The organism is Bacillus sp. FJAT-50079, from assembly GCF_018343515.1.
Taxonomy (GTDB): Bacteria; Bacillota; Bacilli; order Bacillales; family Bacillaceae_C; genus Lederbergia.
The window spans coordinates 1-26,100 of the sequence record NZ_JAGYPD010000002.1 but is presented as its reverse complement, the minus strand read 5'-3'; the positions used below and the strand labels follow the sequence as shown (position 1 = coordinate 26,100).

The window sequence follows — 26,100 nt, the reverse complement described above, 5'->3', positions numbered from 1 at the left end:
TTGAAAAAACAACAAAAGCCCAAGAATATTGCTCAAGGGCTTTTGTATTTCAACATTTTTACTTTTATTTATTCAGAAATTTTTATAACAATTTTACCAAATGCCCCTTTATATAGATGTTTATAAGCTTCAAGAGCTTGATCAAATGAATAAACAGTATCAATGACTGGTTTAATATTTAATTCATCAAATGCTCTCATCATGTCATCAAACGCTCTATGATGTCCTACATTAATCCCCTGAATGTGAGCTTGTTTTGCTAATAATGCGAATAGATTCACTTCTGCCATCATACTTTCCAAGAAACCAATAACATAAATATGACCTTGAAGAGCAAGTGCTTCAATTGATCGGTTAATACTTTGACCACCGACCACTTCAAGAATATGTTGTACACCTTTTCCATCAGTAATTTTTAATACTTCTTTTTCCCATTCCGGAGTCTCTACATAGTTTATAACATCTTTTGCACCAAGTGCTTTTACTCTTTCTAATTTTTCGTTGCTGCTACTTGTCACAATTACTCTTGCGCCTAGTGCTGAAGCAATTTGAACAGCATATACTGAAACTCCTCCAGTTCCAAGTACAAGCACGCTATCTCCTGCTTTGATTTTCCCATATTCAATCAATGAGAACCAAACAGTAAGCGCAGCAACAGGAAGTGTTGAAGCCTCTTCATCCGTCAAGCTAGCTGGAGTCATTACAGTTGCATCCTCATCAAGCAACATGTATTCTGCTAACCCACCATTTTTAGGCCCTCCTAGAGCATTTGCACCATCATCTTTATTCGGACTGCCATCAAGCCATTTAGTAAACATATGTGACGTTACACGGTCACCCTTTTTAAACTTTGTTATCTCTGAGCCTACACTTACCACTTCACCAGAAGCATCAGATACTGGTACGAATGGTTTAGTCATTAATTCTGGCAAATAAACCCCATCAACAATGGCTTTATCACGGAAGTTTAGTGAAACAGCCTTTACACGAACGAGAAGTTGTTTCGGTCCGGGTTCTGGTATTGGTAAATCCACCAATTTTAAGTTTTCTAATCCAACGCCTTGTCTTTGCCATGCTTTCATGAGATAAATTCCTCCGATCTTGAATATAATTTTAATCTTCAACTGTAATCCGAATAAAAAAACTACTTATCATCTAATTGTTTGATAATGCAGGAAAATATGGAAGTACCTCTTCTCCTAATTCTTGGATCACTTCTTCAACTGGACGATGTCCATATTTCAAATTGAATGCTACATGATTAACACCAATTCCCTTTAGAGTGTTAAGGAAAGAAATTAAATATTTATGTCCAGCTCGGAATCCTAAGTGAATAGGTGTCGGATCTTCATTTGGGTTATCAGATAAATCTATATATAAGGATTGTGCAAAAGGTTTAAATTCACTAGTTAATGTGCGCCACTCATTAATTAACCTTGCTTGGAGATCTAAGTTTCGCGGATAATAAAACCAGCCATCGCTATTCAGTGCGATCCATTCGGGCGTTTGTGAAGAATGTCCCGTTACTAAAACAGGAATATCCTCTAATTCTGGTTTAGGCAATAAATCACCATTTTGAAGGCTTATCTTCGTTGAGTGAATTTCTGGGAACTCTTCTTCCCATACTTGTCTCATGACATGTAACGACTCTTGAAACAATTGACCACGTCGCCCTCTGTCTTCGGAAAACGCTGAAAACTCTATAGGACGGTCACCAGTGGCAATACCTAGCACAAGCCTGTTTCCAGAAATACGGTCAACAGAAGCTGCTGCTTTTGCCACATGCAATGGATGGCGTAATGTTGTAACGATGCTTCCAGTTCCCAAAGCAATCTGTTTCGTATTAGCAGCTAAGTAACCAAGAAAAACCCACGGGTCATAGATTTGCCCCACATCCCCAAAAGTTGGATCATGTAATGGAACATCCCTGACAAATAAAGAAGCAAAACCAACTTCCTCTGCCTTTCTCGCTAATTTCATTTGCTGGTCCAAGTTCATCTCTGGAATACTTCCCTTATAGGATTCAATAGAAAAAAACAATCCTAAAGACAAATTATTCTCTTTAAACATGTACGTATAGCCTTGATGTGCTTTAAATTTATTCAATTCCCCTATCCTCCATAAAGAAAATAATTATTTTCATAACCATAAGAAAAGAGCTACTTTAAACTAGACATCTATCAATTAAAAATTCTCCAATACAATTTTTCCGATAGTTGTTCTTGATTCCACTTTTTTGTGCGCCTTTTTTAGGTTTTCTGCATTGATAGGAGAAAGGCGTTCTGACAATGTCGTTTTGACTTTTCCATCATCAATTAAATCAGTTACTTTATTTAATAAATGATGTTGTTCGATCATATCGCTTGTTTCAAACATAGAACGTGTGAAAACCATCTCCCAAACAAATGTCACACTTTTATCTTTCATCAAGGTAATATCAAGCTTCTCGTCAGTTTCAACAATCGAGCATATTTTACCTTGTGGGACAATGACTTTCTCCATCGTTTCCCAGTACTTTTCAGTTTTACTTAGGCACAAAATATAATCTACTGTATCAAGACCTAGTTCTTTTAATTGTGGAATAAATTCCTCATAGTGATTAATAACATGATCAGTTCCAAGATCTTTAACCCATTTTGTTGTTTCTGGACGTGATGCAGTTCCAATAACTGTTAACCCCGCTAATTTTGCTAATTGAATAGCAATTGACCCTACTCCACCTGCAGCACCAATGATAAGAATGCTTTTATTTTTATTTTGGTTTACATCATGGCTTATTTGAAGTCGGTCAAATAAGCTTTCATATGCAGTAGTTGTTGTTAACGGAAGCGCAGCAGCTTGTGCAAAGTCCAGTGTTCTTGGTTTTTTACCGACGATTCTTTCATCAACTAAATGATACTCACAGTTTCCTCCCTGACGAATAATACTTCCTGAATAATAAACTTCATCACCTGGGTTAAATAGTGTACAATCAGGTCCTACTTCTTCCACAACACCCGCAACATCCCAACCTAAGATTTTCGGGACTTCTTCTACCTCAGGTTTTGGGGAACGAACGATAGCATCGACAGGATTAACAGCAATCGCTTTTACTTTTACAAGGAGATCTCTCCCAGTTGCTATTGGTTTTGGAACTTCAACATCTAATAAACTTTCTGGATGATCAATTGATAGATATTTATATAAGCCCACTGCTTTCATATTTGGCATTATTATTCATCTTCCTTTGTAATAAAATTTCATTTTCAATTTTAATCTTGACTATTTTAAGTGCTAGAAAAAGGCTCTAAATCGCCCCTTTCTAGCACTTTAAATTAATCTTTTTAACTTTTTAACCAGTTGGAACCATACCGTGTGTATTGCACAGGTGCTTCAATATTAGCATCCAATTCCTCTGCAGCTGCACGTGGCCAAAATGGATTTTTAAGAAATTCCCGCCCAATGAATACTAAATCTGCACGATTGTTTCTTAATATTTCCTCCGCTTGCCTTCCTGTTTTAATTAGACCAACTGCACCAGTTGCTATTCCAACCTCGTTTCGAATTCTATCTGCAGCAGGAACCTGATAATTTGGATATGAGTTGACTTTTACAGGGGCAATCCCACCTGAACTACAATCAACTAAGTCAACACCTTGTTCTTTCATTTTTTTTGCATACTCAACATAAGTTTCAGGAGTATTTCCACCTTCTTTATAATCCGTACTAGATATACGCACAAATAGTGGTCCAGTCCATTCTGCTTTCACAGCATCAATAACTTCTCCTATCATACGATAGCGATTTTCCATGCTTCCGCCATATTCATCGGTACGTTGATTTGAAAGGGGAGAAAGAAATTCATTTAATAAGTAGCCGTGCGCACAGTGAACTTCAAGAATATCAAAACCTGCTTCTCGCGCTCTACGTGCAGCTTCTTTAAAACTATGAACTATTGTCTGAATGTCCTTTTTCGTCATTTCGATTGGTGTTTGAGTATTTTCACTAAAAGGAATTGGAGAAGGACCGATTGGTGTAACTCCCTCTTTATTTGTAACTCTGCCGGCATGACCAATTTGAGCGCCAGCTTTTGCTCCAAATTCATGGATTCGATCAACAAGATTTTTCAAACCCTTAATATGATAATCATCCCAAATTCCTAAATCCCCAGGCCCTATTAATCCATCAGAGTCAACAACAAGCGTTTCAGGTATTATTAATCCAGCCTGACCCAACGCACGAGCTGTATAATGTGTTAAGTGGAAATTCTTAACTTCCCCGGATTCATCCGAACTATGCATACACATCGGAGACATCACAATCCGATTTTTAAACGTTACATCTTTAATCGTATATGGTGAAAATAGTTTTGCAGTCATATGAACACTCCTCTATTTTAAATATTCGTCTTTACTTGCAAAATCAATGGTACGATATATAATATTAAATTGTAAGTACGCACATTTTTGTTGTGTAGTATACATTTTTATACTTAGTATAATGGAGTGATATGATGGAAAACTCAAATAAAGAAATCTGTCCAGATCCTTTTGCTTGTCCAGTTGCAGTTACAGTAGATGTAATAGGAGGGAAATGGAAAGGTCTTATTTTGTACCACTTAGTTCCCGGTCCAAGGCGTTTTAATGAATTACGAAGACTGATGCCTGAAGTCACGCAACGTATGTTAACATTGCAACTTCGGGAGTTGGAGCAAGATGGCATTGTCCATCGTGAAATATATCAGCAGATTCCTCCAAAAGTAGAATATTCTCTTACAGATTTTGGAGAAACATTAAAACCCATTATCTTCCTTATGAGAGATTGGGGAGAGGTGTACGAAAACGAGATTTTAATGAAACGAAAGCTTAAAGAAAATGAACAAGCAAAATAGATATCAAATGTTTTATGGTTAATGGGAAAAAGGCGGTATGAGAATGCAAAAGAAACTAAAGATAAACCGAATTCGCTGCAAACATTGTGGTGACATTGTAGAATCCAAAAATACAAATGACTTTCAAAAATGTAAATGTGGAGCAGTAGGTATAGATGGTGGATTAGACTATGCAAAACGTGTTTATGGTTCAAATCCAGCAGAACTACATTACGAGGAATTATCCGAATTTGAATGAATAAAAAAGGAATGTCCAAAGCTGGTCTATCCCGCTGAATAGCTAAAAGAAGCAAAACCCAAGAATGCTGTAATCTCAACATTCTTGGGTTTTTAAATTAAGTAATTTTCACTTTAAAATTGATTTTTTAGACAGCCCCTAACTTCTATTTATATTATTAACTTTATTTCTCCAAGTAAGCGGTTTAGGTAGAAATTCATTGAACCAATCTAAATCATTTTTCTTTAACCATCTATAGTCACCTCTTGCCAATTTTTCAATGTCGCATCGCTTTAGATTAGGATTTTCACTCATTATATTTACGATATTTTGGCGTCTCATCAGCAATAATTGTTGATGATAATTTGTAGCCGCAACTTCCTCCATTGCCATCTTTATTTCATTAATAGCCTCTACATCATGAGCAGGCATCTGCTCAAGCCTTGAATTTATGTTATACAAGGAATAGTTATTTTTTGGATTGTACCGTTTGATATAACCTTCACCTAATTTTTCTTTTAAAAATTTCGCAATGGAATCTGATTTGTTTCCCAGCCCTATTCTTCTTGCTATATTCTTCAAACTTAATCCTTGATCATAAAGGCTTAAAACTTCTTTCTCCCACAGTTCTCCCCTACTTATTAAAAATGGCTTTTTTACTTCTCCACTTTTTTTATCTTTGTTCCATATGTACTTACGTCCATATGTATACCCGCAATTAGGACAGGTAAATTTCCCTTGAACATAGCTAGGATAATATTTCTTACTGTATATTCCGATTACCAGAATGTCAGAGTATTTACAGATTTTATTTAAACAAGGTTGTGGCTTATTTTTAAACGGAATCTCAATTGAATAGCCTACAACATCAGTAAAGAATGCCTCAGCAGAGTTGGATATAAATTGGATTAATAATAAATTAGCAAGAATATTAGGTACATCGTTATTTATTTTGCTTAGAAGTGTATGAAAACGGCTATTAACAACATTCTTTAGTTGAACACCCAATATCTGAACATAAGTAGACACAAATTTTGTAAAGTCATTTTTTAATCTTCTTGTTTGTAGATATTCAGAGTAAATTTCTCCATAGCCACATTTACCAAGTGCTGAATAGATTTGATCTACTACCAAGTTTCTATTTATTTTGCGTGAGTAGGAAACAATAAAATAAACATCTTGAAGGACTCTTTTAATTAGTTGTGGACAATCGTTGAGGTTGGTAACATTAGAAGTTAAATAATGTCCATTTTTACAGAATGGTCTTTTTAATAGCACCTTGCCATCGGTATTTGATAGTGGCACACTGCATTCTGGGCATATAGAAATCAGCTCCGTTTGATGCTGTTCACAATAATTCAAAAAACAAAGTTGATGAAATCGATGGGAGTAAACTTCACCATATTTTTCATAATCCTCTTCTAAACATTGAGGGCAATATTTTATTTCCTTAGCTATATAATCTTGAAATAACTTTTTGTTCTTTAAGGAATCCTTTATGCGTAAACTTTGCTGATAATCTTGCTTTCTTTTTTGAGATAAGAAAGGATTTATTAACGGAAAAATTGTATGATTACTCAAAAAATTTTCTATGGAATACTCGGAATAATTCAATAAGCCTATTAACTCACCAACATTATGATGAAAATAAATATTTCGTTTTGAACTCACGTTAAATAATTCTTTATTTGTTTCTTCAAATGATAAATGACCTGATCGAATATGATATCTATGAATAATACTTCTAAAATCTTCATCTGGATATGGCTTAGGAAAAAAAGCAAGCATCATTCATCCCCCTGCATATTCATTTCATCTAAAATTACCTGTTGGACAAAATCGTTTGAAATCTTTTTGATTCCAACCGTTCTTGTTAGGGTCGAAATGGAAATGTCCATATTTTTTCTTCTGAATTGGTCACCAAAATATCTAATTTTTCGTATTTGAAATTCTTGTACCGTCTCTGTAACATCCTGAAGGATATTTTTGCATTTAGGAAGTTTATCTAAATTATTTTCAAACCTTGTTTGTACATCTAGTCTTTGATATATTCTTGTCTTTGTCACTCGAACCAACGGAATCTCTAAAGACAAGATTATAGCTTCCCTAATGATCAATAGTGAATATTCATCATCTCTTTCCTCCCAATCAACAATTGTTCTTGAAATCTGTCTTCTTTTAACGTGTGGTAAATTACTTGTAAACCACTCTCTGTCGTTTTTATATAACCAGTTGTATAGTCTAGGAGAGCTTTTTCTTAATTCGGACCTGCTGAAATTCGGATATCTCTTTCTGAGTTCCATGAACATCTTTCTTTTTTCTTCAAAGGTATTTTGTTCACCCTCATTTGAAGTGGATGGTATATTTTTGACATCATTCGTCAGATATTTTTTCGTTGTTTTTGAATCCACTCCTAACATGGATGAAATTCCACGGATGGAGTACATCCCGCTTGTATACAGTTCGTCTAATTTGTTCTGCCAAACTGGACCAAAATTTTTTATCCTACCAATTCGGTATTTATCTTTTTCTGAAGCATCCGGACCCGTTCTTGAATAGGTAAAACCACAATCTTTACAAGTAAATGTTCCAACAGGCTTTCCAGTTTTGTAGTCCCTTGTTACAATACAATCGGTTATGAGGAATTCCTTATAATGCGTAGCAGCTTTATTTAAACAAGGCCAAGAAGTCCTTCCAAAAAAATGTACTTTATGATGATTTTCCGATATTTGGTCACCAATTCTCTGTCCTAAAAATAATAGGAAAAATAAATGCCTCAACGGATGACAGGCTACTTTCGGCTTTCTTACTACCTTGTGAAACCAAGTATCTTCATCGAAATATTCAAAATCACTATTTAAAAATTTCAAGAAACCCATCGGAAAAGAATCAAGAAAGTCAGGGATTAATTCTTGAATTCTAATTCTTTTTGATGGTGTAATGTAATGTTTTTCATTTAGTTTTGCAAGATAGAATTGGTTGATATTTTTCAGGCCCAATATAGCAAACTTACTATTCAACAGTGCATACGACTGTTCTGCTATATACACTAGGTTTTCATAAAATTCTTCAGGAATGTTCATCTCTTGTCCACTATCTACGCAGCTTTTTTGCAGGGAAAAGAATCTGTGTTTATTAGTCTTGTTTCGAAATGGGACATCTGAAATCCACAAACTTTCTTTATGACTTGGACATACATAAACACCCGGTAATTGATGTATCCTATGCCAGTAAGCCTCACCGTATAAATCCAATTCTTCTAAATAACAACGTAAGCAATATCTAAAGTGATCTGGTCCTTTTACTTTACTTGCCGCAAGTCCTAATGCTAAAGAAATTGAATTAGCATCACCATAAATCATTTGTTCAACAATCTTTTCAGCTACATTTTCGGATATATACGGCTCATAATAAGGAAAAAGTGTATGCTCATAAATAAGTGAGTTCGGTTCCTGATTGATCTTTTTACCAAGCAAATCGAGGCTACTTGGGAAATCTGTTATGGCACTTGTTGTACGGTTTTCATAAAGATTCATAATTGTATCTTTATAACTATTGCTACCACTTCTTTGATGAAATCGGGCCAACGCACTATACAACAATTCATCTTTGTACATATGAGGGAAAAATCCTAACATATTTCATCACCTAGCCTATAAATTCATTGAACGGTTTAATAATATTCAAATTTCTCAGTTCTTCTTCTAAAGGCTTTTTCTCTTTTAGCACCTTTAAGCCAATTACATGAAGATAATATTCAATAGTTGTTTTTTTATTTTTCGCCTTATTTTCTTTAGGTTTTCTCCCTACTCTATCCGGAAATAAAATTTTTTCTGCAATTACTTTATTCATACTCTGACTATCATTACTTTCCTTTTCTAACACTTCAGATACAAGTTCTACAGCTTCCTTTTTAGATAGTCCTAAACTTTGTGCAAAATTAATATACTGTACAAATTCTTTAGCATTTGAGAGAGCATTTTCATGTTCCTTCTGCATTTCCCCTTCAATCATTACACTTTCGGGTATTTCTTTTATGTAATTATTAACATCTACCCAATCTGGTTTTAAATCCTCAATTTTCTTTAGCTTTTCAATATCTCCAGTTTGAAGGGCTATAAGTGTAGGCCGAAGAATCTTTAAATTGGTTTCTGCAGCTCGCTTGATGAAATTTATACTAATTTTCTCCTTTCCTAGTGAAAGGGCCAGCAATTGTACTTGAATAAACAAATTGACAACTAAATCCGTTATTCCCTGTGTCTCATGATAAAATAATTCGTTCATTTCCTCGGATAAGGGTGTATATTCTTTTAACCACTGATACCTCCACAATTTTTCTAGAAATAAATCCCACTTCTTATCTTTCTCCATTCTGTCAAAGAACAAAATACCCATCCCACTTGCCCGTCTTGCAGTCGCAAGTAATGGAGTGAAAAGATCAATAGATGAATAAGTACCAATAAAAACAAGGGGTACACCTAGCTTATTGTGCAGCTCCACAAAAAAGTTAATGGTTAATTTACCTTCATTTCCTCTTTTCATTCGCTGAATTTCATCAAATACAAGAACTCCAATACAGTGTAAAGCCGCAACATGCGCCATCTTGTCAATTAAATCTGATTCATTCATTCTAGCTTTGACAAACTGTTTATAATAGTTCGTACCTAAGATGTTATCTACTGCCATAAAAAAGTTTTTACAAAGTGAACCTCTGGAAGCGTTAAAAGGACATTCTATTACCAACCAAACAATTTGCTTTAGATACCCGACATAAATCCCATTATGCTCATAATCAGAATGAATAATGACTTGAGGATATAATAAAAGTATTTTTTCAATCGCTGTTGACTTTCCAATACCACTAATTCCTATTATCGAAAAGTTCGTTGCGGTAGAACGATTTCCTAATATATTTCCCTTCTCCAAGTCATAGCCCCCTCTAAAAATTTCCGATATACCAACAGAAAATTGCTTTGCATATAAAGGGCTAACCGGATTTCTTCCTACATATCCAGTCCTAATCATTGTTGAAATTTTAACTTCTAATTCTAAGTGAATCGGCATTGGTTGTATAAAATGATGTTTTATTTGTTGAATTAAATGTATTCTAATCTCAGGACTTTCATTTATTTCATCCTGAACAAAGTTTGGTGTTTCCATTAAGAGTTCAATTACTTTCTTTCGAGTCAATATATCGGGTAAAGCCTCAATAAGAGGGTTATGTTTGTAGTCATTTATTTTTTGCTCATGATAAATTGCATTACATTGTCTGCCCATTAAAACAGTAGTAGGCTTACGTTCATACTCAGTACCGTTTCCCGACAATTACATTTCCTCCTTCCCATCATGTTGGATGATTAAATTTAATAAGTATTCTTCATCATCCTCAATATCATGATTTTTAAAGTCCTTCATTTCAATCACTTCTGTTCCATATTGATCTTTGTCAGGTTCAAGAGTATTTCCCCAATGTTCTTTGCCTCTCAAAAATTCTTTTTCATTTTTTCTATTTTCCCTTATGTCCCTTAACCTTGCTGCCTTACTTTCATCTGGATTACTCATTTTGTCTGTATCCCTTTTCTCATCCTTCATAATCTTTTCAATCTGTGCATTCGTGTCAATTTTTAACTGTCTTTGTGAAGTTGCCTGTAATGCTTGATTAATATCCATAGTGAACTGTTGCTCTTGTACTTCCTCTAATCTAAATTGAGAATACCTTTGATCACCCTCTACTATTTGACACTTAACGAAATTGTTACCTTCCGCTGTCTTTAAATAGATATGTTGAATATCTCTTGGGTCGTAGTAAATGACTTCCTTCCATCTTTTTATTCTTGCCTGTTCAAACCAAGCATTTTCTATACAAAAGTCGCTTGAAAATCTCATTTTATTAAAAACAATTCCTTCTGCTGTTATGCTTACTTCTTTTGAAGGCATTAAATTTAATCTGACTAAATCTCGGTCTACCGTTTTTAACAAGCCAGATCGGTGTTTAAGTCCCCAATTCCATAAATTAATTGGCGTAGGTAGTAAGTTAATTTCCATCATTTCTTTCTCTAATGCGTAACCATTTAGGATGCTATTGTTATGTTCCAATATTGTTAAGACAATCACCTTCTCAAACGCTTTTAGCGTTAACTTTGCATCAAGTCTGTAGTCCCTACCCCCTCTTTCTTTAAAGTCCTTATGGACAACTCCGGGCATCCAATGTTGGCTGATTCTTTCGTTAAGGATTCTAAAGTGACGTTCAACAATTCCCTTTAAATCTGCTCTATACGGTGGAGTATTTATAACTTGGATGCCAAGCGATGCTACGAGGTTATCAGCATTTTTACTCTCCATTTCCCCTCTATCTGCCTTAATTCTCTTTGGCAAATGTTCACACGGCCAATCCTCTTCTTCGATATCATCAATTCCGATTTTTTTACAATATTCCTTTTTGTTAGTTGTTGTATTTCCTAATGCCATCATTGCCCCAATCCATGACGGCCCCTCTAATCCTACATAAACACCGACAACCATTCTCGTATAAACATCTTTCACAATGTAAACAACAGGTCTACCTATTATTCGAGAACGATCAATTTCACTCACTAAATAAATATCCCCAATAGTAGCATCAATTTCAAAAATATCACCGGGTCCTGCAGCCTTATTTGTTGCATCCCCTAGTAATGGACGATGATTCAAATAATATTTTCTTTCACCGTTCTTATTGATGAGCCTTTCTTTGGTATTATAGGTTGAATTGTACCAGTTTAAGAATTGTCGATAATTTGGAATTCGTTCGTCTGGTAATGCAATTGGAACCAAAACTCCATTTACAGTCTTGTATCCAGCTACATAATATTTTTTTATGATTTCTTCATATGCCTTTTTTAATTTTGTCTTTTTTCCTTTATAGTAAAGTTTGATTCCAATTTCGAATATTTCTTTATCAGCATCAGTGACATTAACCCCTTGAATTCCTTTTTCAATAGACAATTTTGAAGGCCGACCTATCTTTTTATCTTTTAATTGCTTTGGTTTCCCTCTACCGCCACTATTGGCATAATTGGGCAATAATGCATTAATAGTTTTTCCCCCTCGCCAATATTCTCTTAATATTGCATAGACCCTTTTGCTACTTTTGCCTGTTTTCCTTTTCATTTCAGCAACCATTTTTTTTAAATAATCTGGATCATAAATATAGGGTTCGTCCTCAATATAATCTTTAATAATCTCCCATTTTCCGTCCCTTATTTCTTTATGTTTTTCTAAATAATCTTGTTCTGGTCCATTTAAAGCTTTATATGGATCAACCATTAGGACTAACGCATATGGAGTAGCTAGTTCTTCGGCCAATTCAGAATATGATTTAATTGTAGGAACGTGGGGCAGTTTCTTGTCAATATTGAATAAAACAACATCTTCTAAATCAGACGATATCCAAAGAACTCGCTCAACCGCAATTGTTTCCATCCCACTATTTCTAAATTCAATTAATGTATTAACATGAACTGTCATGATATTCCTCCTAATCGCTCACTTATTTGATTCGTTTGTTTATCAAATATCTCCATCTTCGCGGATGGATTAATTAGTTTATTCATAATGTCCATTTGCCATATTTTATTTGCAAGTAGATGCTTGACCATAAATAAACATGAACCATATTCCAGTCCAAATATCTCATCATACTTCAATGCGAGTTGGGATAATCCTAATTCTTCCGTCTTTATTGCTTTGTATAATCTAGGTTCCAATTTTCTAACTAACGCAGTATCCAAATTCGGTCGATTATCTAAGGTCTTCGCATCATAAAACCAACTAATATTTTTTATAAAGGTTTTAGGTATATCTGTATCCGTCACAATTCCCCAATCCGTTATCCCAATCTCTTTAAAAAACGTTCTCTCAATATCGAATTTTTCTAATTCCCTTATGGTTAGTTTATTAGACGGCTTAATGCTTCTCACAACTGTTTTCAAACCAGATTGTGTTTTCACAATTAAATAAAAATCTGTTGTAATTACTTTTAATGGCCCTGTACTCCCATTTTCTTTAGGGTGATTAATGCCAAAGCTTTCAGCAATTTCAATTGTTCTCTCTAAAGGCAATAAGGGATATTGTTCCCTTATGTCTAATACATGGGGAGACCATTCCAATGTATAAAAGTAATGAAGTTCAAGGTCTGAAAGAAAATAATGCTTGCGTTGTGTCTTCCATCCTAAATTTCTCGTTGCATAACCATTAGAAGCAACATCTTGAATCTCCAACCACGGTTGATAATTAGTCCCTTCCCCTTGACCTCTTCCTTCTTTAATCCACCGTTCAATTTTTGTTTCAGTTGAATTTTCCCTTTTTCTCTTCGCCATTTTTTTCTCCTTAAAAGTTCCAAAGTAACTTCATAAGAATATTATTTTATGAAGTTATCCAAAAAGAGGACTATCCCGTGGGATAGTCCTCTTTTTTTTAAAACACTTATTTTTAATTTTTTTCGGGTAGAAAAACATTTCATTTTAATCACCACTATATCAACGACACTTAATGTCTAAACTGTTTCCATTATACCCAATATTATACATCTTCTAAACCTTTTACTAATACAGTTGGAAACTTATCCACAGTTTCCAACTTTTTTTGACTGTTTCCAACTTTATTTGTACATTTCCATCTTTTTTTGTACGTTTCCAACTTTAATTGTCCTATACAACAAAAGCCAACAATTCCCTCCACCTACTCAACCGTCACACTTTTTGCGAGATTTCTAGGTTTATCAACGTCGCAGCCACGGTGTATTGATGCGTAGTATGCGATGAGTTGGAGCGGGATGACAGAGATAAGAGGTGTGAATAGTTCATTTACTTCGGGCAAGACAAAACGATCTTCCTCTGATTCGAGCCCTTTCCGCGAAATGATGCATGGGTTGGCCCCTCTTGCAGCGACTTCTTTTACGTTGCTGCGAATGCTCCCGTTTACGTTTTCCTGAGTGGCTAGTGCAATCACTGGTGTGCCTTCTTCAATTAAGGCAATTGTTCCATGTTTTAATTCGCCACCGGCAAAACCTTCTGCTTGGATATAGGATGTTTCTTTTAATTTTAATGCTCCTTCGAGACAAACAAAGTAATCGAGGGAACGGCCAATAAAGAAACAATTTCTTGTAAATGGCAGAAACTCAATAGCAATGTTTTCGAATTCGTCCTTGGATTGGCAAAGCATTTCCATCGCATGAGCAACGATTCCTAATTCATGAACGAGATCAAAGTCAATGTCTCGTCCTTTGGATGTTGTAATGGCATTGGCAAGAATGGCCATGACAGCCATTTGTGCCGTATACGCTTTTGTTGATGCGACAGCAATTTCAGGACCTGCATGCAAATAAAGGGCAAAATCGGCTTCACGGGCAAGCGTTGATCCCGGGACATTTGTGATTGTTAATGCCTTGTATCCCATTTCTTTCGTTTTGACGAGTACGGCTCTGCTGTCTGCCGTTTCTCCACTCTGGGATAGAAAAATGAAAAATGGTTTTTCAGATAAAAGCGGGATATTATAGCCAAACTCACTTGCTACATGAACTTCGACTGGGATTTTCGCCAATTGTTCAACGAATTGCTTCGCAACCAATCCAGCATGGTAGCTCGTTCCACATGCGACAATATAAATGCGATCAGCTTCCGCCAACGCCTTTGTGATCTCTTTATCAATTTCAAGTTGACCATTTTTATTTTGGTACGCTTGAATAATTTTTCTGATTACGAGCGGCTGTTCATCAATTTCTTTCAGCATATAGTGAGGATATGTCCCTTTATCAATATCACCAGCATTGATTTCTGCTTTGTACGGTGCTCTTGAAACGATTTCCCCTTGAAGATTGCTAATCGTTACACGATCCTTTTGTACGATGACGATTTCTTGATCCATTAATTCAATGAAAGAATCAGTCATATGAATCATTGCCATTGCATCGCTAGCTACGACATGAAAATCCTCTCCGACACCAACAAGCAACGGGCTTTTATTTTTCGCGACGAAAATCGTGTCTGGGTTTTCCTTATCAAGCATAGCGATTGCGTAGGAACCATGTAACAAGCTTAACGTTTGTTTAAAGGCGGCTTCTGTTCCCATTCCTTCTGAAACATATTGTTCAACTAATTGAACAATCACTTCTGAATCGGTATCACTTTGAAACAGGACATTTTGTAAAAATTTACGCTGCAGCAAAGCATAGTTTTCGATGACCCCATTATGAACTAAGACGAAGCGACCTGATCTACTTGAATGTGGATGTGCATTCGCATGACTTGGTACTCCATGTGTAGCCCATCTTGTATGTCCGATCCCGACTTGAGCTGAGATTTGCGTATCAATGAAATTTCTTAAATCAGCTACACGGCCTTTTTCTTTGAAAATATGAATACCAACTTCATTGTTTACTGCGATCCCGGCAGAATCATAGCCTCTATACTCAAGCTTTTCCAAACCTTTTACTAAAATTTCCTTAGCATCTTTCGTTCCAATATAACCTGTAATTCCGCACATATTCCGTTCCTCCCTAAAGAGGGGGCAAGCGGCACGGGGGCGTACTTGCCCCCTTATCTCTGTTTATGATGTTTTATATGTGCACATGATCTTTCCGTTGTCCACCGAGTCACCTCTGATGATTTATGAAAGAACATACGACTGTGTGTCACAGCCGGGAGGCATCCGCCGAACCATTCGATAAACCTCCACCTCGTCAACTAATCAATCCGCGATTAGTTCTGGCGCTTTATATAAAAAATAACCTCTATGCTCCTTTCCTTTCTTGAGTAAAAGTGAAACAAAAATAATCATACTACATTCTTTTTTTCTAGGTCAATCATAAACTATGCAAAAAAAATAATTTGGATCGTTTTTTCTTCATCGTAACGATTACTTAGGATTTCAGTCCCCAAGAAAATTTCACCTAAACAACGCCATATCTCTCTTTAAAATCCAAATCAGCTAAAATAAAAATGGACCAAAAAGCCACCTGTGATGACTCCTCGTCCACTTTTCACTATATTTGATAAACTCAGCTCGATGAACTCCGATTTAAAAATGCCTTTGTTCGATCAAAACAAGGATTGGTGAACATTTCAACTGGATTTCCAGATTCAATAATTTCTCCATTATCCATGAAAATGGCTCTATTTGCTACTTCTTTGGCAAATCCCATCTCATGTGTAACGACAATCATCGTCATATGTTCTTCAGCTAGGTCTTTCATTACTTGTAGTACTTCTCCTGTCAGCTCTGGATCCAATGCAGAAGTAGGCTCATCAAACAATAGGATTTCAGGGTTCGTCATAAGCGCACGAGCAATTGCCACCCTTTGCTTTTGACCACCTGAAAGGGTTGACGGATAAGCTGTCGCCCATTTAGAGAGACCGATTTTTTCCAAGAGCTCATCGCTTCGTCGTCGGATGACTTCCACCGGCTCCTTCTTTACTAATCTAGGAGCTAGTTCTAAGTTTTCTTTTACTGAAAGATGCGGAAAAAGATTAAAATGTTGAAAGACCATTCCCATCTTAGCTGTAATCCGTTTAATCTCTTGCGGCTTAGAGTAGAGACCGTCCTTTACGAGATAATCGCCAGATACACAAATACTACCACCGTTTATTTCCTCTAGATGAACTAAGCTGCGGAGCATTGTGCTTTTCCCAGAACCGGAGGGACCAATCACGGCAATCACATCATTTTTATTTACATCAAAAGAAATTTGTTTTAATACTTCAAGTTCGCCATATGATTTTTTGAGGTTAGTTACTTCCATAATTGCCATTTTCACCACTCCTTTCTAGTTAAATTTGTACCGTCTTTCAAGCCATTTAAAAAATAAGGTCATGACTAGCGTTATCAATAGATAAATGATGCCGGCGAAAAAGAAAGGCACAATCGTAAAGTCACGGTTTACCGCAGTTTGTGCAAAGTGTAATAATTCAGGTACAGCAACCGCATAAAGCAGCGCCGTATCTTTGACAAGTGTTATCGATTCGTTCGAAACGGCTGGAAGTGCAATCCGGAACATTTGCGGCAATATCACTCGTGTTGTCGTCTGCCATTTATTCAAACCAAGCACTTGGGAAGCTTCATATTGTCCCTTATCAATAGCGAGAAGTCCACCACGGAATATTTCTGCAAAATAGGCAGCATAGTTTAAAATAAATCCTAAACAAGCCGCAACAAAGCGGTCCAAAACTAAATATTCACCAATTATTGGGATGAGTGGCAGCCCAAAACAAATAAATAATAATTGCAGCAAAAGCGGTGTGCCCCGCATTAAATAGATATAACCTTGGGCGAACAAGGATAACGGTTTGATCCTGCTTCTAACAGCCAAAGTCAATATGAAGCCTAGTGGAATGGACACGACAATCGCGATGACAAATAATAAGATCGTTACTTGTGCTCCCGCTAGCAAGGGCTTAAGGATTGAGATCATATAATCTAAGGACATAAAAAAGATTCCTCCAAAAACAAAACAGGGTTCCCAAAGGAAATCCTGTTTGCCTTTTATTTGTTCTGTTTATTTACTTTAATACTTTATTTTCTCCAAACCATTTTTGTGAGATTTCGGCAGCCGTGCCGTCTTCATTCATTTCATCAAGAGCTTCTTGAAGTTTCTTCAATAACTCCTCGTTCCCTTTTTTCACACCTACGCCATATTCTTCTGGTGTAAGTGATTCATCAAGCAATTTGAAGGTACCTTCCTCTTTTGACATATAATAGTCAATGACAACTTCATCAATCACAACCGCATCCAAACGACCTGTTTTTAAATCCGTTAAGGCAAGAACATTGTCAGCAAACTCAGAAACGGTTTTGATTTTTTCTTTAATTGGATTTGCATTTAAAGCATTTTCAGCAGATGAAAGAGCTTGTAATCCAACAACTTTCCCTTCTAAATCATCAAGTGCATGAATGTCTGATTTAGCCAACGTGACAACTACTTGCGCATTTTTTAAATATGGCTTTGTAAATAAAACCATCTTTTTACGGTCATCTGTAATGGTATATCCATTCCAAATGAGATCAATTCGTCCACTGCTAAGTTCAGACTCTTTTGTTTTCCAGTCAATCGGCTGAAATTTTGGTGTGTACCCCATTTTTTCAACAGCTGCTCTGGCGTAGTCTATATCAAAACCGACGATTTCGTTATTTTCGTCCCGAAATCCCATCGGTGCAAATTGATCGTCAATGCCAATTACCAATGTGTTGTCTTGATTTTTATCTGACGATTTAGAGCACCCCATCAGGAGCGTAAATACCGCTACCATCGCCAGAATCATTGTTACGAAACGTTTCATAATTGTCGAAAACCACCTTTAACTGAGTATCATTTCACTTTAGTGCGTTACCACTATAACATACCACAATTTTAATAGATTGAGTACCCCCAATTATTGTTTTTAATCATCCCAAACCGTCTTCCATCATTGCTTCATCACATATAAACTACACAAATCTATTTGTAGTCACTGAGTGAATAAGCGCTCCCTCTAAGAAAATCAACCATTCTAGTACATACGAAAAAGGAAGACGCCAGCGCAAAGACTTTCTGGCCCCACTTCAAACGTGATTGCTAATTCAATCACATTCTGCTTATTTTCTTTATTTATGATTAAATGAATTTCATTATCCATACTCTATCCATCTCCCGCATATAGATGAATTATTAAACTATATTAAAGGATGGAACAGATGACAAAACAAAGCCTTATGAAAGGGACGATCATTTTAACTTCCGCTGCTTTTATTACAAGACTATTTGGATTTGCTATTGGATTAATGTTAGCAAAAATTCTTGGTCCTGAAGGAGTTGGCCTCATGATGATGGCGATGCCGCTCACCGGTTTGCTCATCATCTTAACAACGTTAGGATTCCCATTGGCCATATCCAAACTTGTCGCAGAAGCCGAAACAAAGGGAGACAAGCTCCGAGTCAAAAAGATTCTGGTCGTTTCCTTAACAACGATTTCATTATTAAGCATCGTCATCATGATCGGAGCATTTTTATCCGTAAATTTTTTATCTACCTTTCTATTAACAGACAAACGAGCGTATTATTCTTTCCTTGCTTTGATCCCGATCGTGCCACTAATAGCGATCTCCTCTGTTTTCAAAAGCTATTTTCAAGGAAAACAACATATGACGCCGATTGCCTCATCCCAAGTACTGGAGCAAGTAATGACAATCGGATGTATATATGTCTTTGTTCAATGGCTTCTTCCTTTTGGGATTGAATTTGCGGCAGCAGGTGCGGTATTGGGGAGTGTCGTTGGAGAAGTTTGTTCTTTACTCTATATTTTGATTTTATTTAAAAAGGACAAACAGAAGAGTTTCAAATTGCGAGAATCGTTCATTAAACATCTTCGCGGCTGCAAAGCTGTTCTGAAATCGTTGCTTCAAATTGGCCTTCCCAATAGCGGAGATGGGATCATTCTCTCGGCGATTGGCATGTTTATGCCTGTCCTTATTACACAAAGCTTAGCGATTGCTGGTGTGGAGACTTCCCTTGCGACAAAACAGTTTGGGATGTTAATGGGCTATACGATTCCGTTATTAATGCTGCCTGGATTTGTCACTCACTCTTTAACGGTTTCTTTAGTTCCAGCGATTAGTGAAGCCCATGAGAAAAATGACCATTCACTGATCAATAAACATATCCAGCAGGCAATTAAAATAAGTTTAGTTGTTGGTGTACCATGGACCCAAGCAGTGCTTAATGGTTTAGGTAAAGTAAAAGTCGTCATGCTCAACAACTTAGTCTCTTCTTTCATGACGCTTCCGATTATGTTTTTGCTTGCTTCTAATTCTCGATTTGGTATGAATGGTGTAGCGATTGCGATGAGTGTCGGAGTGATTTTAAGTACAGCCTTTCATTTTTTCACCTTGATTAAATTCATTACAATCCGTCTCCATTCATTGGACTTTGTAAAGGTCATTTTATCTGGGATGTTGATGGGCTATGCCGGATTGTTCATGTATCAATACGTCAGTCATGCAAACGACTTCCTCCAATTGGGAATGGCATTTGGCTTTTCGTTGTTTACGTATGTACTATTACTTCAAATTAGATACTTATCACCTTTTAAGAAAAGCGATTAAACCCTTGCTTTCCTGGTAATAAAGGGTGTTCAAAAAGTTGATTTCATCGACTTTTTGAACACCCTTCTTAATTCGCACCTCTTTTTGTTATATGCAATCCAAACCACTTTCTTAATGAGCGTTACACTTGGAAAATCACTCTAATTATTTTCTTTTTTTACTTCGATGAATCCTTTCGCCGACTTAATCCGTATGACCAGCAAAAGGAGGTCAATTCATTGGCAATCAATTATGGCGATATTATGTATACATTGTTTGCTTTTTTGAACGTAGTATTTTTCTTATTTCTTATTATGTTGGTCGTGTTTTTTTAAAAGTCTGCGAAAAGATCAGCTTCATCGGATTGAAGATAAATTAGATCGCTTAAGTGAAAAATTGAAAAGCTCTTATCAGATTTGAAGGACGAAAAACGAAACATTTTAGATTGAACCGTCCTTCAAACAGTTGAAAGACAATTGCTTAATAGATAATAAGAAAAGCGTCCTACAAATACGATTTGAAAGACGCTTTTCGTCTTGCCTTCTAAATTATTGGCAAGGTTGTTATGAAATCCAAAAGCAATGGATGTTGTTCTTCCATGCTCCGCTCAATCTTTTATATATTTTCCTGTTTCAACGCATCGATAATATTTTCTTTTTTTACTTTGGCGCTTGAGTAAAGCATTGCCGCGCCGGTGATGATAAACACGGCGATTATCACATATAGGGCACTGATCCAAGGTAAAGCAAAGCCATACTCAAAACTGTTCATCAATGCTTTATAGATCAAATACATGACAGCAACACTGATTGGAAGTCCGTAAAGCAATGACTTCATGCCATAAAAGATGCTTTCATAATGGATCATTTTATTAAAGCTGTTTGGTGTCATCCCAACTGATTTGAGCATCGCGAATTCTCGTTTTCGCAAGGAAATGCTCGTTGATATCGTATTGAAGATATTAGCGATCGAAATCGCTGTAATGAGAACGATAAAGCCGTAAGTAAATACCGACATTAACATAATCAACTGCTCTTCCTGCTGCCTATAATGATACACATTGTGAACCATTATTTTAAAGTCTTTCATTTCCTCTATTTCCTGTTGAGTTTTCATTGGATCTGAGCTCTTTAAAAAGAGATCCGTGTTCATATATTCTAATGCCTCGTCATCAAACACCTGACGCATTACTTTCTCTGAAATAACGATACCTAAATTACCTAGTCCCGCTGGATAAACCCCCATCGGAAACTGATCCGTTAAAGAAGAGACATGCAATGTATTTAAAAAATGTGTCTCCTCTTTTTCCCAATCAAAATCTACCAAATCTATGCGATCTCCCACTTTCGTATGGATCGCTTTCGTTTCGACATATTTTCCAGTATGGGGGTCTTCATATGGAATCGTATCAATGACAATGCCTGAAAATGCCTGCGGATCGATTAATTGTTTGTAATCGGCACCAACCTGACTTGCATATTTTTTTAAGCTTTGATCATCGAGACCATATAATTGAATACTATATGGAAACGCCTCAGAATTCTCCGTTCTCAGTAGCTTATCAGACATTTTTGCTTCTTCAATCATTGCATTAACACTCAACATATGAATGACGCTATATTCCGTGACATCATGAAGCGAGGCAACGGACTGAGTGAATTGATCATCAATAATATCGACACTACCATTTGCTATTTGAATGTCATGGTTCACACCTATCTGTGAAAGCTCAACCGATTTTTGCAAATTGGCTGTGAAAAAAGAAACCGTTAAAAACAAGATGATGCTAATAACGAGCGAAAATACCGTTGCTTGATATCTACGTCTATTTCTCTTTAAGTTTTTCAAACCAATTTCCGCCTCAATGCCAAACAGCTGGCGAACAAGCTTTGACGTTTTCACTGCTTTTCGAGTCAGCTTCACATCTGTTGTTTGGCGGATCGCATCAATGGCTGAAATTCTCGACGCTTTGATCGCCGGAAGATACGCGGATATAAAAATGGTGATACACGATACACCACAAGCAGCAATGATCGATAGTGGTGTAATTGTTACGTTTAATTTTTCTGTCACTCCGAGCGCACCTTGAATTGTCGAGTTAATGAAGAAAAACGTAACCCCAATTCCTACCAGTCCGCAAATGATTCCGATCGGGATACTAATGACTCCAATGACGCTTCCCTCAAAAAAAACGGAATTCCTCTTCTGTTTTTTCGTCGCTCCTACACTCGCAAGCATCCCTAAATGACGAGAGCGTTCGGAGACAGAAATCGCAAATGCGTTGTAAATTAACGAGACAGCACCAATAATGATGATTACCATAATGATCGTTGCGAGCGAATAAAGTGTTTTACTTAAGTCACCATTATTCGTTACACCGTAATAACGAAGTAAGTTATTATTAAAAGAGACTGACTCGATGCCAGTTTTCTCTGCTAATTTTTTCGCATGTTTATATAAAGAATTTCTCACTTTTTTTAATACAACAATCGCATCAATTGTATCGTTCCCTATCATCATACGTTCATCTACGTAAGTGATGATTGTATATCCTGGTGACCATGTCGGTTCCCAGACCGGACGCTTGATTGTTCCGACAATATGGTAGTTTTCTATTTTTTTATTTTTTATTACTTCTACTAATCCATTCTCACTTTTTATTAATGAATCGTTCTGTAAAAGCTCCTGATTTATTCCATCCTCTTTGACGAGTACTCGGTTTCCTACTTCCACTGTCAGTTGGTCGCCGATTTTATAATGAACGTTGGCATTGCTTGCAATGTCTTCGGAAATGACAACCTCATTTTCTGCTTCTGGAAGTCGCCCCTCACTTAATTCTATTGGAAACTGCTGAAAACCTTGAGCATTATACTCTTTGATGAATAAATACGGTTTATTTTCATTTTGACTTTCAGCTAAGGTGGCGTAACCGCGATTTCTTGACATGACAACGGCTTTCGTTGCCTCGTCTTTTTTTATCGCTTCAAGCTGAGCTTTATTTACATCTTTGTATAGGACATGCCATTCGCCTTCGTTGGCAATCGTCTGTCTTTGCACTAAATCCAAAAAGGAGACAGCAAGTGTAGCAACTGCCGTAATCATCGCCACAGAAATAATAACACCGATCATCGTTACGAGCGTTCTTTTCTTATTTTGCCGCAAATGCCTAATGGTTAGTTTATTGACGATATTCATGGACGAATCACCTCATCCTTAGCGATCCTCCCATCTTGAATAGAAATAACCCTGTCTGCTTGTAAAGCAATTCGTTCATCATGAGTAATGACGATCAATGTTTGGTTATATGTTTTATTAAACATTTTTAATAAATCAATGATCTCTTTGCTATTTTTACTATCTAAATTTCCTGTTGGTTCGTCTGCAAGCATAATCGCGGGCTGATTCATCAGCGCCCTCCCGATTGACACCCTTTGCTGCTGTCCACCAGAAAGCTGATTAGGTAAATGATTTAAGCGATTTTCTAAACCAAGTGCTCCAACAATATTATGAAACTGGTTTTTATCGACTTTTTGTTCGTCAAGCAACAATGGAAGTGTGATATTTTCTTCCACAGTTAATACGGGAATAAGATTGTAAAATTGATAGATCAGACCAATTTGTCGCCTTCTAAAAATTGCGAGTTGTGTTTCATTTAGATTGTAAATATCGGTATGATCGACAAATACCTTTCCACTCGTCGGCCGATCCACTCCACCAAGCAAGTGTAATAATGTCGATTTTCCAGAACCGGATGGACCAATAATCGCTACAAACTCTCCTTTATTGACTGTAAATGAAACATCATCAAGTGCCTTAACGGCCGTGTCACCTTTACCGTACACTTTAGACAGATGTTCAATTTTTAACATTTCCATTTTAAAACCTCCATAATGTGACTGTTGCATTTAGTCTATCTGTCTAAAATGACTTTCACGTGACTGGAAAGTGACAATTTAGTCACTTAGGATTAAATGATTTGTTTATAAAATTTCATGCGGAACTGAGTGCCTTTTTCACTCGTTACTGCTATATCACCATTTTGGCTCGTAATAATGCTATGTGCCATTGCAAGCCCAATCCCAACGCTCTCTTCACTTGCATTTTTCCCTTTATAAAAACGTTGAAAGATGTATGGAAGATCTTCTCTTGGGATCCCTTTTCCATTATCGGTGATGGTGATTTCTGTAAACAAGGCGTTTTCTGAAAAAGAAATATGAAAGGTGCCACGCTCTGGTGTATGCTCGATACAATTTTTGATCACATTAACGAATGCTTCGAGCGTCCAATGAAAATCACCTAGAAAAGAGGCGTTCTCATCACCGTCAATCTTCACCTCTTGTTGCTTAATATCGATTGGAATAAGAAACGGTTCCAGTGCTTTTTTAATTATATCTTTAACGAGGATGGGCTCCTTTTTAAATTGCACCGTTCCTGCATCAATTTTCGATAGTTTCAATAATGCGGATACTAGCCACTCAATCCGCTCTAACTGAACTTGAATATGGTGGGTAAATTCGATTCTTTTCTCTTTGGGAAGCTCATCATCGCTTAGTAAATCCGACATCACCATCATCGATGTTAGCGGCGTTTTAAGCTGATGGGAAATATCAGAAATCGCATTTGTCAGCTGGATTTTATCTTGGCGTAATAACGAGCTTTGCTCTGAAAGCATGAGCGTGACTTTATACATATCGTTCTTTAAAATACTTAATTCACCTTCGTGATTATCACGAACATCGAGGGAATAATCACCGCTGCTAATTTTTCGTAAATAGCCTGAAAGCTTGGCAATTTCACGATAACGCCAGCGTGTAAATACGAGGCTGCAAATAATAAGCAATGCTGTGGTAACGAAAACGATCCACGCACTCGCATACGAGAAAAAAGCGGCCGCAATCGTTGCCACTACACTAATAGAGCACATCATGAGTATGAACGCTTGAATCTCTTTATTACGGAACATATGAATCACCCACCTTATACCCTAAACCACGGACCGTTTTGATCATCGTAGGATGTTGTGGATCATCCTCTAATTTTTCCCGTAGTCTTTTTATATAAACGGTTAACGTATTATCATTGACGAAATCTCCCGCCACATCCCAAATCTGCTCCAAAAGCTGATTTCTTGAAAGAACTTGGCCGAGATGATTGGCAAAGATGAGCAATAAACGATACTCAAGTGCAGTTAAAGTGATTTCAGCGCCTTGTTTATACACTTTGCCTTCCAATGTATTGATCCGAATCTTTTCAATGTCAATGATCGCCTTTGATTGTGAATGTTTTTGATATCGCCGTAAAACGGATTTGATTCTAGATAAAAGTTCGCGAATCCTGAACGGTTTTGTAATATAATCATCTGCTCCCATATCGAGTCCCATCACGACATTTACCTCGTCATCGACCGCTGTTAAGAAGATGACAGGAATATCACTTTTTTCCTTTACAAGCTTACATAGCTCGTAGCCGCTTCCCCCTGGCAATGATAAATCAAACAAGCATAAAGTAAATTGATCGATTTGCTCCGTAATGATTTCTTTCGCTGATGCAAAATCATAGCAAATGACTGTTGTAAAATGATCTTGCTGCAGCGAATATTCAAGCCCTGCCGCAATCGCTTTATCATCTTCTACTAGCAAAATATTCATCCAATGATCATCCTATCTCTTTTTACATAGATTGAAGTCTTTACACCATCTTATGGTATTCATATCAATTCTCCAACTATTTTAATAGAGATTGTAATTCGTCGTTGGGATTTCTAAGCCGTTGATGAGATTTCTAAGCCGTTGATGAGATTTCTAAGCCGTTGATGGGATTTCTAAGCCGTTGATGGGATTTCTAAGCCGTTGATGGGATTTCTAAGCCGTTGATGGGATTTCTAAGCCGTTGATGGGATTTCTAAGCCGTTGATGGGATTTCT

General features: G+C 36.6%; 20 protein-coding genes. 3 read left to right on the top strand and 17 right to left on the bottom strand.

What is annotated here, in order from left to right; translation table 11 throughout:
* Nucleotides 1-68 precede the first annotated feature (68 nt).
* The 4 genes from KHA95_RS03880 to namA form a co-directional block, all read right to left on the bottom strand.
* Nucleotides 69-1,082, bottom strand: coding sequence for a zinc-dependent alcohol dehydrogenase family protein (locus KHA95_RS03880; protein WP_213136186.1), 1,014 nt, complete (start codon nucleotides 1,080-1,082; stop codon nucleotides 69-71).
* Nucleotides 1,083-1,155: 73 nt separating this feature from the next.
* Nucleotides 1,156-2,106, bottom strand: coding sequence for an LLM class oxidoreductase (locus KHA95_RS03875; protein WP_213136185.1), 951 nt, complete (start codon nucleotides 2,104-2,106; stop codon nucleotides 1,156-1,158).
* A 78-nt stretch (nucleotides 2,107-2,184) separates the two neighbouring features.
* Nucleotides 2,185-3,210: a zinc-binding alcohol dehydrogenase family protein gene (locus KHA95_RS03870; RefSeq protein ID WP_481748408.1), complete on the bottom strand. Its 1,026-nt coding sequence runs from the start codon at nucleotides 3,208-3,210 to the stop codon at nucleotides 2,185-2,187.
* Nucleotides 3,211-3,323: 113 nt separating this feature from the next.
* Nucleotides 3,324-4,358 carry an NADPH dehydrogenase NamA gene (gene namA / locus KHA95_RS03865; protein WP_213136184.1) on the bottom strand — a complete coding sequence of 345 codons (1,035 nt, stop codon included), beginning with the start codon at nucleotides 4,356-4,358 and terminating at the stop codon, nucleotides 3,324-3,326.
* A gap of 134 nt (nucleotides 4,359-4,492) precedes the next feature.
* Here namA and KHA95_RS03860 point away from each other — a divergent pair, with 134 nt between their 5' ends.
* Nucleotides 4,493-4,870, top strand: a complete 378-nt coding sequence (locus KHA95_RS03860; RefSeq protein ID WP_481748407.1) for a winged helix-turn-helix transcriptional regulator — start codon at nucleotides 4,493-4,495, stop codon at nucleotides 4,868-4,870.
* Nucleotides 4,871-4,913: 43 nt separating this feature from the next.
* Nucleotides 4,914-5,108 carry a DUF7695 domain-containing protein gene (locus KHA95_RS03855; protein ID WP_213136182.1) on the top strand — a complete coding sequence of 65 codons (195 nt, stop codon included), beginning with the start codon at nucleotides 4,914-4,916 and terminating at the stop codon, nucleotides 5,106-5,108.
* 138 nt (nucleotides 5,109-5,246) lie between these two features.
* Here KHA95_RS03855 and KHA95_RS03850 read toward each other — a convergent pair whose 3' ends face one another.
* The 9 genes from KHA95_RS03850 to KHA95_RS03810 all read right to left on the bottom strand — a co-directional run bounded on the left by KHA95_RS03850 (nucleotide 5,247) and on the right by KHA95_RS03810 (nucleotide 18,397).
* On the bottom strand, nucleotides 5,247-6,875 hold the full coding sequence (locus KHA95_RS03850) for a TnsD family Tn7-like transposition protein (RefSeq protein WP_213136181.1): 1,629 nt from the start codon (nucleotides 6,873-6,875) through the stop codon (nucleotides 5,247-5,249).
* Nucleotides 6,875-8,725, bottom strand: a complete 1,851-nt coding sequence (locus tag KHA95_RS03845) for a TnsD family Tn7-like transposition protein (protein ID WP_213136180.1) — start codon at nucleotides 8,723-8,725, stop codon at nucleotides 6,875-6,877. Before KHA95_RS03845 ends, KHA95_RS03850 begins: the two co-directional genes overlap by 1 nt.
* A 10-nt stretch (nucleotides 8,726-8,735) precedes the next feature.
* On the bottom strand, nucleotides 8,736-10,412 hold the full coding sequence (locus KHA95_RS03840; protein WP_213136179.1) for an ATP-binding protein: 1,677 nt from the start codon (nucleotides 10,410-10,412) through the stop codon (nucleotides 8,736-8,738).
* Nucleotides 10,413-12,593, bottom strand: coding sequence for a Mu transposase C-terminal domain-containing protein (locus KHA95_RS03835; RefSeq protein ID WP_213136178.1), 2,181 nt, complete (start codon nucleotides 12,591-12,593; stop codon nucleotides 10,413-10,415).
* Entirely contained in the window at nucleotides 12,590-13,444 is an 855-nt protein-coding gene (locus KHA95_RS03830) for a TnsA endonuclease N-terminal domain-containing protein (protein WP_213136177.1), read from the bottom strand. The genes KHA95_RS03835 and KHA95_RS03830 overlap by 4 nt, the downstream gene beginning before the upstream one ends.
* 361 nt (nucleotides 13,445-13,805) lie before the next feature.
* Nucleotides 13,806-15,608 carry a glutamine--fructose-6-phosphate transaminase (isomerizing) gene (gene glmS / locus KHA95_RS03825; protein WP_213136176.1) on the bottom strand — a complete coding sequence of 601 codons (1,803 nt, stop codon included), beginning with the start codon at nucleotides 15,606-15,608 and terminating at the stop codon, nucleotides 13,806-13,808.
* A 514-nt stretch (nucleotides 15,609-16,122) separates the two neighbouring features.
* Nucleotides 16,123-16,872 carry an amino acid ABC transporter ATP-binding protein gene (locus KHA95_RS03820; protein ID WP_249316571.1) on the bottom strand — a complete coding sequence of 250 codons (750 nt, stop codon included), beginning with the start codon at nucleotides 16,870-16,872 and terminating at the stop codon, nucleotides 16,123-16,125.
* A 15-nt stretch (nucleotides 16,873-16,887) separates the two neighbouring features.
* Nucleotides 16,888-17,547, bottom strand: coding sequence for an amino acid ABC transporter permease (locus KHA95_RS03815; protein WP_213136175.1), 660 nt, complete (start codon nucleotides 17,545-17,547; stop codon nucleotides 16,888-16,890).
* A 73-nt stretch (nucleotides 17,548-17,620) separates the two neighbouring features.
* Nucleotides 17,621-18,397 carry an amino acid ABC transporter substrate-binding protein gene (locus KHA95_RS03810; RefSeq protein ID WP_213136174.1) on the bottom strand — a complete coding sequence of 259 codons (777 nt, stop codon included), beginning with the start codon at nucleotides 18,395-18,397 and terminating at the stop codon, nucleotides 17,621-17,623.
* 394 nt (nucleotides 18,398-18,791) lie between these two features.
* On the opposite strand from KHA95_RS03810, the gene KHA95_RS03805 reads away from it, so the two are divergent.
* Nucleotides 18,792-20,198 (top strand): putative polysaccharide biosynthesis protein, encoded by a 1,407-nt coding sequence (locus KHA95_RS03805; RefSeq protein ID WP_213136173.1) that lies wholly within the window; start codon nucleotides 18,792-18,794, stop codon nucleotides 20,196-20,198.
* Between the two features lie 594 nt (nucleotides 20,199-20,792).
* Here the strand turns inward: KHA95_RS03805 and KHA95_RS03800 are convergent.
* The 4 genes from KHA95_RS03800 to KHA95_RS03785 form a co-directional block, all read right to left on the bottom strand.
* On the bottom strand, nucleotides 20,793-23,372 hold the full coding sequence (locus KHA95_RS03800; protein ID WP_213136172.1) for an ABC transporter permease: 2,580 nt from the start codon (nucleotides 23,370-23,372) through the stop codon (nucleotides 20,793-20,795).
* Entirely contained in the window at nucleotides 23,369-24,052 is a 684-nt protein-coding gene (locus KHA95_RS03795) for an ABC transporter ATP-binding protein (protein ID WP_213136171.1), read from the bottom strand. Before KHA95_RS03795 ends, KHA95_RS03800 begins: the two co-directional genes overlap by 4 nt.
* 92 nt (nucleotides 24,053-24,144) lie before the next feature.
* Nucleotides 24,145-25,140: a sensor histidine kinase gene (locus tag KHA95_RS03790; protein WP_213136170.1), complete on the bottom strand. Its 996-nt coding sequence runs from the start codon at nucleotides 25,138-25,140 to the stop codon at nucleotides 24,145-24,147.
* A complete protein-coding gene (locus KHA95_RS03785; RefSeq protein WP_213136169.1) occupies nucleotides 25,130-25,825 on the bottom strand; it encodes a response regulator transcription factor in 696 nt (231 codons plus the stop codon). Before KHA95_RS03785 ends, KHA95_RS03790 begins: the two co-directional genes overlap by 11 nt.
* Nucleotides 25,826-26,100 lie beyond the last annotated feature (275 nt).

Bases quoted from the DNA above. Each gene is read 5' to 3' on its own strand.
- KHA95_RS03880 (WP_213136186.1), bottom strand. From the start codon at position 1,082: ATGAAAGCATGGCAAAGACAAGGCGTTGGATTAGAAAACTTAAAATTG.
- KHA95_RS03870 (WP_481748408.1), bottom strand. From the start codon at position 3,210: ATGCCAAATATGAAAGCAGTGGGCTTATATAAATATCTATCAATTGAT.
- namA (WP_213136184.1), bottom strand. From the start codon at position 4,358: ATGACTGCAAAACTATTTTCACCATATACGATTAAAGATGTAACGTTT.
- KHA95_RS03860 (WP_481748407.1), top strand. From the start codon at position 4,493: ATGGAAAACTCAAATAAAGAAATCTGTCCAGATCCTTTTGCTTGTCCA.
- KHA95_RS03855 (WP_213136182.1), top strand. From the start codon at position 4,914: ATGCAAAAGAAACTAAAGATAAACCGAATTCGCTGCAAACATTGTGGT.
- KHA95_RS03850 (WP_213136181.1), bottom strand. From the start codon at position 6,875: ATGCTTGCTTTTTTTCCTAAGCCATATCCAGATGAAGATTTTAGAAGT.
- KHA95_RS03845 (WP_213136180.1), bottom strand. From the start codon at position 8,725: ATGTTAGGATTTTTCCCTCATATGTACAAAGATGAATTGTTGTATAGT.
- KHA95_RS03835 (WP_213136178.1), bottom strand. From the start codon at position 12,593: ATGACAGTTCATGTTAATACATTAATTGAATTTAGAAATAGTGGGATG.
- KHA95_RS03830 (WP_213136177.1), bottom strand. From the start codon at position 13,444: ATGGCGAAGAGAAAAAGGGAAAATTCAACTGAAACAAAAATTGAACGG.
- glmS (WP_213136176.1), bottom strand. From the start codon at position 15,608: ATGTGCGGAATTACAGGTTATATTGGAACGAAAGATGCTAAGGAAATT.
- KHA95_RS03820 (WP_249316571.1), bottom strand. From the start codon at position 16,872: ATGGCAATTATGGAAGTAACTAACCTCAAAAAATCATATGGCGAACTT.
- KHA95_RS03815 (WP_213136175.1), bottom strand. From the start codon at position 17,547: ATGTCCTTAGATTATATGATCTCAATCCTTAAGCCCTTGCTAGCGGGA.
- KHA95_RS03810 (WP_213136174.1), bottom strand. From the start codon at position 18,397: ATGAAACGTTTCGTAACAATGATTCTGGCGATGGTAGCGGTATTTACG.
- KHA95_RS03805 (WP_213136173.1), top strand. From the start codon at position 18,792: ATGACAAAACAAAGCCTTATGAAAGGGACGATCATTTTAACTTCCGCT.
- KHA95_RS03800 (WP_213136172.1), bottom strand. From the start codon at position 23,372: ATGAATATCGTCAATAAACTAACCATTAGGCATTTGCGGCAAAATAAG.
- KHA95_RS03795 (WP_213136171.1), bottom strand. From the start codon at position 24,052: ATGGAAATGTTAAAAATTGAACATCTGTCTAAAGTGTACGGTAAAGGT.
- KHA95_RS03790 (WP_213136170.1), bottom strand. From the start codon at position 25,140: ATGTTCCGTAATAAAGAGATTCAAGCGTTCATACTCATGATGTGCTCT.
- KHA95_RS03785 (WP_213136169.1), bottom strand. From the start codon at position 25,825: ATGAATATTTTGCTAGTAGAAGATGATAAAGCGATTGCGGCAGGGCTT.